General features: G+C 58.1%; 9 protein-coding genes. 3 read left to right on the top strand and 6 right to left on the bottom strand.

All coding sequences use genetic code 11. The features are described 5' to 3' along the window. Positions 1 to 138 precede the first annotated feature (138 nt). The 3 genes from AC2A6O_RS27425 to AC2A6O_RS27415 are packed head-to-tail and all read left to right on the top strand — an operon-like array spanning position 139 to position 2,617. Positions 139 to 1,005, top strand: a complete 867-nt coding sequence (locus AC2A6O_RS27425) for a prohibitin family protein (protein WP_148583124.1) — start codon at positions 139 to 141, stop codon at positions 1,003 to 1,005. 5 nt (positions 1,006 to 1,010) lie between these two features. Next, positions 1,011 to 2,414: an ABC transporter substrate-binding protein gene (locus tag AC2A6O_RS27420; protein WP_498931912.1), complete on the top strand. Its 1,404-nt coding sequence runs from the start codon at positions 1,011 to 1,013 to the stop codon at positions 2,412 to 2,414. Next, entirely contained in the window at positions 2,411 to 2,617 is a 207-nt protein-coding gene (locus AC2A6O_RS27415) for a hypothetical protein (RefSeq protein ID WP_148583126.1), read from the top strand. The genes AC2A6O_RS27420 and AC2A6O_RS27415 overlap by 4 nt, the downstream gene beginning before the upstream one ends. A gap of 147 nt (positions 2,618 to 2,764) precedes the next feature. On the opposite strand, the gene AC2A6O_RS27410 is transcribed toward AC2A6O_RS27415, so the two are convergent. The 6 genes from AC2A6O_RS27410 to AC2A6O_RS27385 all read right to left on the bottom strand — a co-directional run bounded on the left by AC2A6O_RS27410 (position 2,765) and on the right by AC2A6O_RS27385 (position 8,057). Continuing rightward, complete coding sequence (locus AC2A6O_RS27410) at positions 2,765 to 3,352, bottom strand: YcjF family protein (protein WP_498931910.1); 588 nt, start codon at positions 3,350 to 3,352, stop codon at positions 2,765 to 2,767. 132 nt (positions 3,353 to 3,484) lie between these two features. Next, positions 3,485 to 4,159, bottom strand: a complete 675-nt coding sequence (locus AC2A6O_RS27405) for a DUF697 domain-containing protein (RefSeq protein WP_498931908.1) — start codon at positions 4,157 to 4,159, stop codon at positions 3,485 to 3,487. Then, positions 4,156 to 4,812, bottom strand: a complete 657-nt coding sequence (locus AC2A6O_RS27400) for a nucleotide-binding protein (protein ID WP_498931906.1) — start codon at positions 4,810 to 4,812, stop codon at positions 4,156 to 4,158. Before AC2A6O_RS27400 ends, AC2A6O_RS27405 begins: the two co-directional genes overlap by 4 nt. Positions 4,813 to 4,933: 121 nt before the next feature. Next, the gene (locus AC2A6O_RS27395) at positions 4,934 to 5,971 is read right to left on the bottom strand and encodes a DUF3089 domain-containing protein (protein ID WP_498931904.1); all 1,038 of its coding nucleotides are present in this window, start codon (positions 5,969 to 5,971) and stop codon (positions 4,934 to 4,936) included. 198 nt (positions 5,972 to 6,169) lie between these two features. Continuing rightward, positions 6,170 to 7,480, bottom strand: a complete 1,311-nt coding sequence (locus AC2A6O_RS27390; RefSeq protein WP_498931902.1) for a TRAP transporter large permease — start codon at positions 7,478 to 7,480, stop codon at positions 6,170 to 6,172. A gap of 1 nt (position 7,481) precedes the next feature. Next, a complete protein-coding gene (locus tag AC2A6O_RS27385; protein WP_498931900.1) occupies positions 7,482 to 8,057 on the bottom strand; it encodes a TRAP transporter small permease subunit in 576 nt (191 codons plus the stop codon). Between the last annotated feature and the right edge of the window lie 7 nt (positions 8,058 to 8,064).

The raw sequence follows: 8,064 nt of genomic DNA, 5'->3' as shown, positions 1-8,064 counted from the left end.
GCAAAGCGTGGATTTTCTTTGCACAAAGCGCGTTTGAAAGTGTTGCGTGCAGGTTCAAAACAGTTCTGCGCTGGAACGCTGGTAGTGCTAACTTTATAGTCTTGTTTCGATTTGCAACCGATAGGGTGAGTCGGCCGAATGGCATATGATGACGAATTCGACGACTACGAAGAGGCGTTGAGTGGTGAGCGGCGGCGCCAGTTGCAGCTTTACCTGTTCATCATGCTACTGGCGTTCGGCGTTGCCCTCGCCGTTCTGTGGAACCGGATCGTCATTACGGTCCACTCGGGTGAAGCCGGTGTGCTCTATCGCTGGGTGTCCGGAACGGAGATGAACCAGATCTATGGCGAGGGGCTGCACATCCTCTGGCCGTGGAACAGGATGTATATCTACAACGTCCGCCTCCAGACCAAAGAACGCAACTACACGATGCTGACGAAAGACGGTCTGCCAATCGATCTGCAGATTGCAGTGCGCTATCAGCCGGATCTGCGTCTTCTTCCCCTGCTGCATGTCACGGTCGGGCCGGAGTATCTGGACAAGGTCGTCTTTCCCGAAACGGAGGCGGTCCTGCGCCGCGCTGTCGGGCAATACACACCCGAGCAGGTCTATACGAGCAAGCTCGGCTTCTTGGAGTCGGTCGTCATAAGCAGTCTGACCAGCGTCGAGGATCGGTATGTGATCGTCGACAACGTGCTGGTGCGGAACGTGGAGCTTCCAGCGGCGGTTCGTCTGGCGATCGAGCGCAAGCTCACGCTGTCGGAGGAGCAGAAAGCCTACAGATACCGGATTGAAATCGAGCAGGAAGAGGCGAAGCGCAAGGCGATCGAGGCCGGGGGTATTCAGCAGTACCAGGACACGATCAAGAAAAGCCTGACGGAAAACCTGCTCAGATGGCAGGGAGTGCAGGCCACCAAGGATCTGGCGACATCGCCGAATTCCAAGACGGTCGTTATCGGATCGGGCAAGGATGGACTGCCGATCATTCTCGGCGGCGACAGATAGACGTGATGGCGCGGGGCGAGACAGATTCACCGGCAAAGGGAAGAGCCCGGAACCAGGCGCGAAAGCTGCTTTTCGCAGGCCTTCTTCTTGTCCTCGGACTTGGAGTTCTGGTCGTTGCCCTCTCCAGGATAAGTTCCACCGCCCCGACCGTGTCGCGTCTGACCGGGTATCTGACAGATCTCTTCCGGCAGAAAGACAATTCCCTGAGTCTGGTGGCGGTCTACTCCGATGACAGTGAGGACAGCAACTTCGTCAACGGGGTCCGCATGGCGGTCGCGCAGGTGAACGCGACCCGTCAGAAAGTTCTCGGCAAGCCCTTGAAGCTGGAATTTGTCAGGGAAGCGGAAGCGACGAGTGTGGTCCCACTGGAGACGATCGTTTCAAGAACCCTGAAAGTCTCCGGAAAGATTGCGGAAACGGACAATCTTCTGGCAGTCATTGGCCACGAATGGTCGGACACAGCCGTTACGGCGAGTTCCGTCTATGCGCGGGAAAATGTGCTGTTCCTTGCGACACAGGCCACTGCAAGGTCCCTGACAGACCATGGTTTCGACACTGTGTTCGCGCTGCAGCCGGACAATTCCACAAATGCGCATATCGTTGCCAGCTACGCGCTCAAGCAAGGATTGAAGCGGTATATCGTCCTCTCGGACAAGACCGACTACGGAAAGGAGTCCGCGAATTTCTTTTCCGAAGCAGTTGCGAACGAAGGTGCGGAGCTGGTCTACCGAGGCTTTCTTTCAGGCACGCAGCGTTCCATTGACGAGCTGCTGATGTTCGTCCTGGACAATAAGCTCTTCAAGCGAACAGACTTTGATGCCTTTTTCATCGTGTCGTCTTCAGTCCAGGAGACGTCCGAGTTCATCAAACGGGCACGCTATCTCGGACTGGATGTTCCCGTCCTCGGAATGGAATACATGTTTTCCGAAGTCATCGAAGCCAACGTCGGCAAGGCGGGAATGAAAGACGTGATTGGCGTGTCGCTCTACGACAGGGACGCAATTTCCGAAAAGGGCAAGGCTTTCGCAGCAGATTTTGAAAGCAAATTCGACCGGTTGCCGGACCTGAACGCAGCGATCGGCTACGACGCCACCTTGCTGATCCGCGATGCGGTCAACAGGGCGGAATCGCTGGACCCCAACCGCGTCTCGGATATATTGAAAGTGTCCCGTTACAAGAACCCGTTTTCGGGCGTAACGGGCCCGCTGGTGTTTGACCGGAACGGCCTCATTACCGACACGCATGTCTTTGTCGTGCGTCACGATGGAACCGAGTTCAGAACTGTCGACAGCATCAAGATACCGTTGGGGCCAAAATCGGTGCTGCATTTGGATCCGCAGGATGGCAAAAGATCTGACGCGAACCAGACCGAAGCGCTTCCTTCAGCGATGGAGACTATTGGCCAATGACTATCTTCGTGAATCCCTGGTTGTTCCTGATCTGGGTACTGGCCAGTTGGGTCATCGGTGTTCTGGGCAGGGACACACGTTTCGGCTTTGTCGGAAATTTCCTGATCGCCTTCGTGTTCTCGCCGCTGGTGGGTATTATTGTCCTGCTCGCTGCGGATCGCTGGCGCAGACCGTCGCGGGACCGCAAGAGACGCAAGGCCTGAAACGGCGCGAGGGCACAGGTATCTGAAACGGGCACGGCGCTGAAGCCAGCCCTTTTCCGTCAATCGGTGTTCCACATCTTCCCGAAACACAAATGCCGCAGCGTTGGAACACTGCGGCACCGAGATTTTCCGGAAGGTCGAGATCGGTCAGGACGCTGCTTCGCTCGCAGCTGCTTCCTCTGTCTCTGCGTTTTGCTTGAACTTGCGGGCAACCGACTTGCCCTTTTCAAACTGTTCCTTGTAGAACTCGCGCATCTTGCTGGCGTTGAAATCCATCAAGGTGCCGCCTTCCTCGTAATGCTTGGCGATGGACCGGCCGACCGCATAGGTCGAACCGCCTGCAACCACGGGCAGGGACACCATTCCGACCATCCAGCCGATACCGGGGATCATTTTGGTGGCGCTGGCCGCCACGACATAACCGGCGCCGTAGCCGAGCACGCCGCCCGCAAGCGCATAAATGACCTTGCGGCCAAGCTTTTCGGAGAATGGCTTGCCGTAGAGTTGCGACAATTTCTGGATCATGCGCAGCTGAATTCCCACGACGGCAGCAATATCGAAAAACGCAACCGGAACGATGCTCGCGGCGACGGATCCGATCACATAGTCCTTGATCAGGTTGTCAGCCGTCAGTTCGCGGTTGATATCGAATTCAGCGTCATTTTCGACGGCTTCCGCCTCTGCGACGTCTTCAACCGGCTCTTCAGCCTTGCTTGCGGTAGTTCTGCTCGCCATAGAAATCTCCTGAGATCCGCACGGACATTTATCGAATGTCCGACCGAAGTGAAGGTGGCCTACATTCCTGTACGGCATCCGCACCGCCAGAACGGTACTCTTTCTGGCGGAAAATGAAAAGCGTCCACGCAGTTAAACGGTTGGTATCGCCGTATTTGGGCTCGTTGCAGTCGTGTCACCCGCCAATCCTGCGAGATGCGCGAGATAGACTTCCCCGACAATCCGCACGAGCACGGCCGCGGATATGGACGTAATCGCCGTCGCGACCAGGTTCGGACCGGGCATCATGCTCATCAGTCCTGTTGTCGCGAAACTTGCAATGCCCGGGGCCGCCATGCCGGTCAGCATCGAGGTCGCAAGTTGCTTGCTGCGAGTTCCATCAAGCTGCTGGCCGTACAGGCGGGACAAGCGGCGTAACATGCGGTCGACAATCGCCGAAATCGCGACAAGGTCGACCCAGGGCATTGGGATCAATCCCGCGACAGTGGCGAGATTTGCATGACGTTCCACAATGATTTTCCCGGAAGCTTGCCGGAAGGCGGCTCTGGTCGGGCGGCTGCGGGTTTCGAAGGGTGCGGCCACTGTCACGGGCAGCGGAGCCTGTGCACTGTGTTCGGCAGCGCGCGTGCGCGACGGTTTTTCTTGGCGGTCCGGGTTCAGCGGAGCCGGTTCCTCCTCAGTAGACTTTGCCGGTTCATCAGACTGCGCGGTTCGATGCGGCAGGTCTTCCGCTTCAAGGGCGGACTTTGCGGCCTTGCGCAGGTCGTCCAGCGTCCGTCTTGAGGTTCTCGGCAGTCTCTTGCTCACGCGCTGAGGGCCTTTTTCGTTGCCAGAAGGGCCTCGGCTTCATTTGCGATTTCGATAATGTCGCTTGCCGCCGCCCCATCCGGTGCGATCAGACTGGGTGTGCCGCCATAAAGGCCGGCCTCCGCGTAGGCAACCCGGTTTGGCATGTCGTTGACGAGCAACGGGAAACCGGACTCTTCCAGCTCGCTCCGAATATGCCTCGAGATCACGCTTCCCCTGATCGTCTGGGTCAGGACGCAGCGGAATGTCGGCGCCCAGCCCTTCACACCACTCATCAGCGTCTTGACGGTGTCCATCATCCGGTCGACATCAAGCGGCGAGGCCTTGACCGGTATCAGAACCAGATCGGCGACGGCGAGAGCCGCGACCGTGATATCGCTGTCGAAGCCTGGCGTGTCGACGATGGTGACGCCGTGGCGCGGTCCATGCTGCTTGATCGCCGTCCAGACGGACTTGTCAGACTGTTCGAGAAGATCAACGCCGCCAAGTGCCAGTTCGCGTTCGGCAAGACGCATGACCGACCTTTGCGGATCGGCATCGACAAGAAGCGGTGTCAGGCCTTTCAACTGCCAATGGACGGCGAGGCAGGTGGCCAGCGTGGTCTTGCCGCTTCCCCCCTTCAAGGAGGCGATGGTGACGACTGATCCGCTCATGTGCACCTGTTTCCGCTGATTCCCCGGTGTTCCGGTGAATGTTAACAAAAACTCAACGGAATGCTACGGGCTCGCCGCGGATTTCAGCTGTCTGCACTGAGTTGAAGTCTCTCGACCGGTCTTACTTCTTTTTGGCGAGATAGGCCTGAATGCGCTGCGCGGCATTTGTCATGATGTTTTCGAAAAACAAGGGATAGTCATAGCCATGATAGACACCGGACGGGAAGAACGGCACATCGAGCCGCTTCGGGTCCTTTGCCACGACGGCCAGTCCTCCGTCTGCAATCTGGGCTGAAGCGAAACCCGGATAGGTTTGGTAGGTGTCGTCTTGGTTGAAAAAAGTCGACCCGCGATTGAGCTCCGCCGACGCCAGAGTGTCTTCCCGGGTCCAGGTCAAAGGATTGACGACGATGGCGCCCGGCAGAATGACGGGCGAGTCCTTCTGCTTGCCCGGAGCGACCGAATTGTAGCTGATGAAGCACCCGGTCTGATGGGCTTCTTCGCAGATCTCGATAGCCGGATTGTCTCTGAGGTCTTCTTCGGTAATCGACCAGCCGACAACATATCCGGCAATAAGCTGGTCCTCGATGCCAAGCTTGCCCCAGTGGTCGACCAGCAGCTGGGTGAGGACGTAGGATCCCTGGCTGTGGGCCGCCAGAATGAACGGCCGGCCCTTGTTGTGATGTTGCATGTAGTAGCGCAGAGCCCTACTGACATCATTCTCGCCGTAGGCAACGAGGGCGTCACGCTCCTTTTCCGGCAGATTGAAACCGGCAAGGTTCATCTGCCGGTAGAACGGCGCGTAAAGGTTAGCCTGACCCGAAAAAATGCGGGCCTCCGTGGTGACGGTTTCCGCTGCGGCAGCGACAAGGTCCTTGCGTGTGATGTCCATCAGCCAGGCCGAGCTGTCAAAGAGCACCGTCGGATAGATCCAGATGATATCGACGCCAAATCTGTCCGGATCCTCCGGCCTGTCGAGCCACCCCGCCGCACTCTCGTAGTCAGGGGCAGGAGGCACGCTTGCTTTGGAGAAGGGCGGCAGTTTTGTTTCGTCCGCCTGAACCGACACGATGCCACTCAACAGAAGTCCCGCCCAAAGCAGTCCCGTGAGACGTGACAGTGTCCTGAAACTGGAACGGTCGGCTGAGCCTGGAAACATCTGCTACTCCCGCAATAAATGAGCCGTAGGCGTCGATGGGGCGGCGTTCAAGGCAAAACACAACCATATGCGGCACGGACTTGCCAGAAGAATCCTTCGGCCAGCACACTTTGGAGGTGCGCAGAAGCAGGGGAGATCTGGTCTTTTCGCACTGGCCTTGTGCCGCATTCAATCGAAGGAATGCGGCACACATTTAACCTAGAGCATCCAGGTTGTGATGCCGGGGAAAAACAGCAGGGTCGCCAGGACAATGAGTTGTAGCAGGATAAACGGAAGCAGGGCTCCGTAGATGTTGCCGAGCGTTATGTCCGGTGGGGCCACGCTCTTCAGATAGAAGGCTGCCGGGCCGAAGGGAGGCGTCAGGTAGGAGACCTGCATGTTGACTGCGAACAGGATACCGAACCAGATCGGATCGTACCCAAGCTGAACGACGATCGGCACGAAGATCGGCAACGTCAGCAGGGCTATCCCGATCCAGTCCAGGAACATGCCGAGCACGAGCAGGATCAGCATCATGAACAGGATGACGACCACCGGTGAAGCGTCGAGACCAAGCATGACCGCGGAGACGAAGCGGTTGCCGCCCATCAGGTTATAAACGCCGACCAGAACGGCCGCGGCGATCCCGATCCAGATGATCATGCCGCATGTTTCCAGCGTGTGAACCAGGCTTTCCTGCAGCATGCGGGTGTTCAGTTCGCGGCGGAGCAGGGATATGACGAGCACCGAGGAGACCCCGAGTGCCGCTGCTTCCGTGATGGAGGCAATGCCTCCGTAGATCGAGCCCAGAACCGCCACCACGATGAAGACCGGCGCGATGAGGGACCTGATCGCACTGCCAACGGTTTCTTCTGCCCGTTCTTCTTCGGAAATCGGCGGGCCAAGGTCCGGATTGCGGACGCATCTGACTAGGACATAGGCGATGTAGCAGCCCAGCAGCATCAGCGCGGGTGTGACGGCGGCAACGAAGAGATCGGCAATGGAGACACTTGCAACCAGCCCATAGATGATCAGGACGATGGAAGGCGGCATCATTGTCCCGAGCGACCCGCCAGCACAGACGACGCCGATTGACAGGTCGCGGTCATAGCCAAGCCGCAACATCTGGGGCAAGGCAAGAATACCCAGCAGAACGATCTCACCGCCGATGACACCGGACATCGCGGCCATCAAGGTCGCGACAATCAGGGTCTGAACGGCGACGCCACCCGGTAACCGTCCGGCGAGGACGCGCATTCCGTTGAAGAGGTCCTTCGCAATGCCCGATCTGTCGAGCAGGGCCGCCATCAGGATGAACATCGGGATGGCAACGAGAGAGTATTCGGTGATGAACCCGAAGATGCGGGCGGTGACCAGCGGAAGGGCATTCCCGCCGAACCAGCCGAATGTGAATACCAGCGCAACAAGCCCTGTCACCCAGGCCAGGGGCTGACCGGTCAGCAACAAGACGAAGATGCTGCCCACGAGCAGCAGCGTTCCGTATTCAATGCCCAGTTCGTTCAGTCCCATCTCATTTGCCTCCGCGTTCGCTGTAGGCAGCGTCATCGCCGCGAATAGCCTTGATCAGATGCATCAGGGTCTGAACGAACATCAGGCAAACACAGATCAGGATAATGATTTTCAAGAGGGCGGGTGTCGGCGGGTTCCAGGCCGTTCCCGTGCCCTCCAGATGGATATCTCCATTGGGCCGGTGGGTGGCCTTCCAGGCCATCGTCACGCCTGCGTATCCGAGACCTGCAAAGAAGATCATTGCGATCAACGAATTCACGATATCCAGCCATCGCTGAACCCCGGGCGAAACCGAGTCATAAATCATGCGGACGCGGATGTGCTTGTCGCGGGCGAGCGCGACGGGGCCGCCGATCAGGAAGATGGCTGCGATGAGGAAGGTCGTGCTTTCGTGCGCCCAATAGGTTGGGCTGTCGAACACGTAGCGGGCGATAACCTCATAGACGCTGATGGCAAACGCCAGAAAGATGGCCCAGGAAAAGAGCTTGGCGGACCCGGCAATAAGCCGGTCGAGGCCGGTTCGCAGCTCGGCTTGGCCAGTGTCTTCCAGGTCACTCACGTCCGGATTGTCCGGCATGGCTTCT

Source organism: Labrenzia sp. ATLA3, from assembly GCF_057180185.1.
This window is presented reverse-complemented; position numbering and strand designations above follow the sequence as displayed.

What these genes read in the sequence shown, in the direction of transcription:
- AC2A6O_RS27410 (WP_498931910.1), bottom strand. Translation starts at nt 3,352, where the DNA reads ATGGCGAGCAGAACTACCGCAAGCAAGGCTGAAGAGCCGGTTGAAGAC.
- AC2A6O_RS27385 (WP_498931900.1), bottom strand. Translation starts at nt 8,057, where the DNA reads ATGCCGGACAATCCGGACGTGAGTGACCTGGAAGACACTGGCCAAGCC.
- AC2A6O_RS27400 (WP_498931906.1), bottom strand. Translation starts at nt 4,812, where the DNA reads ATGAGCGGATCAGTCGTCACCATCGCCTCCTTGAAGGGGGGAAGCGGC.
- AC2A6O_RS27395 (WP_498931904.1), bottom strand. Translation starts at nt 5,971, where the DNA reads ATGTTTCCAGGCTCAGCCGACCGTTCCAGTTTCAGGACACTGTCACGT.
- AC2A6O_RS27420 (WP_498931912.1), top strand. Translation starts at nt 1,011, where the DNA reads ATGGCGCGGGGCGAGACAGATTCACCGGCAAAGGGAAGAGCCCGGAAC.
- AC2A6O_RS27390 (WP_498931902.1), bottom strand. Translation starts at nt 7,480, where the DNA reads ATGGGACTGAACGAACTGGGCATTGAATACGGAACGCTGCTGCTCGTG.
- AC2A6O_RS27425 (WP_148583124.1), top strand. Translation starts at nt 139, where the DNA reads ATGGCATATGATGACGAATTCGACGACTACGAAGAGGCGTTGAGTGGT.
- AC2A6O_RS27415 (WP_148583126.1), top strand. Translation starts at nt 2,411, where the DNA reads ATGACTATCTTCGTGAATCCCTGGTTGTTCCTGATCTGGGTACTGGCC.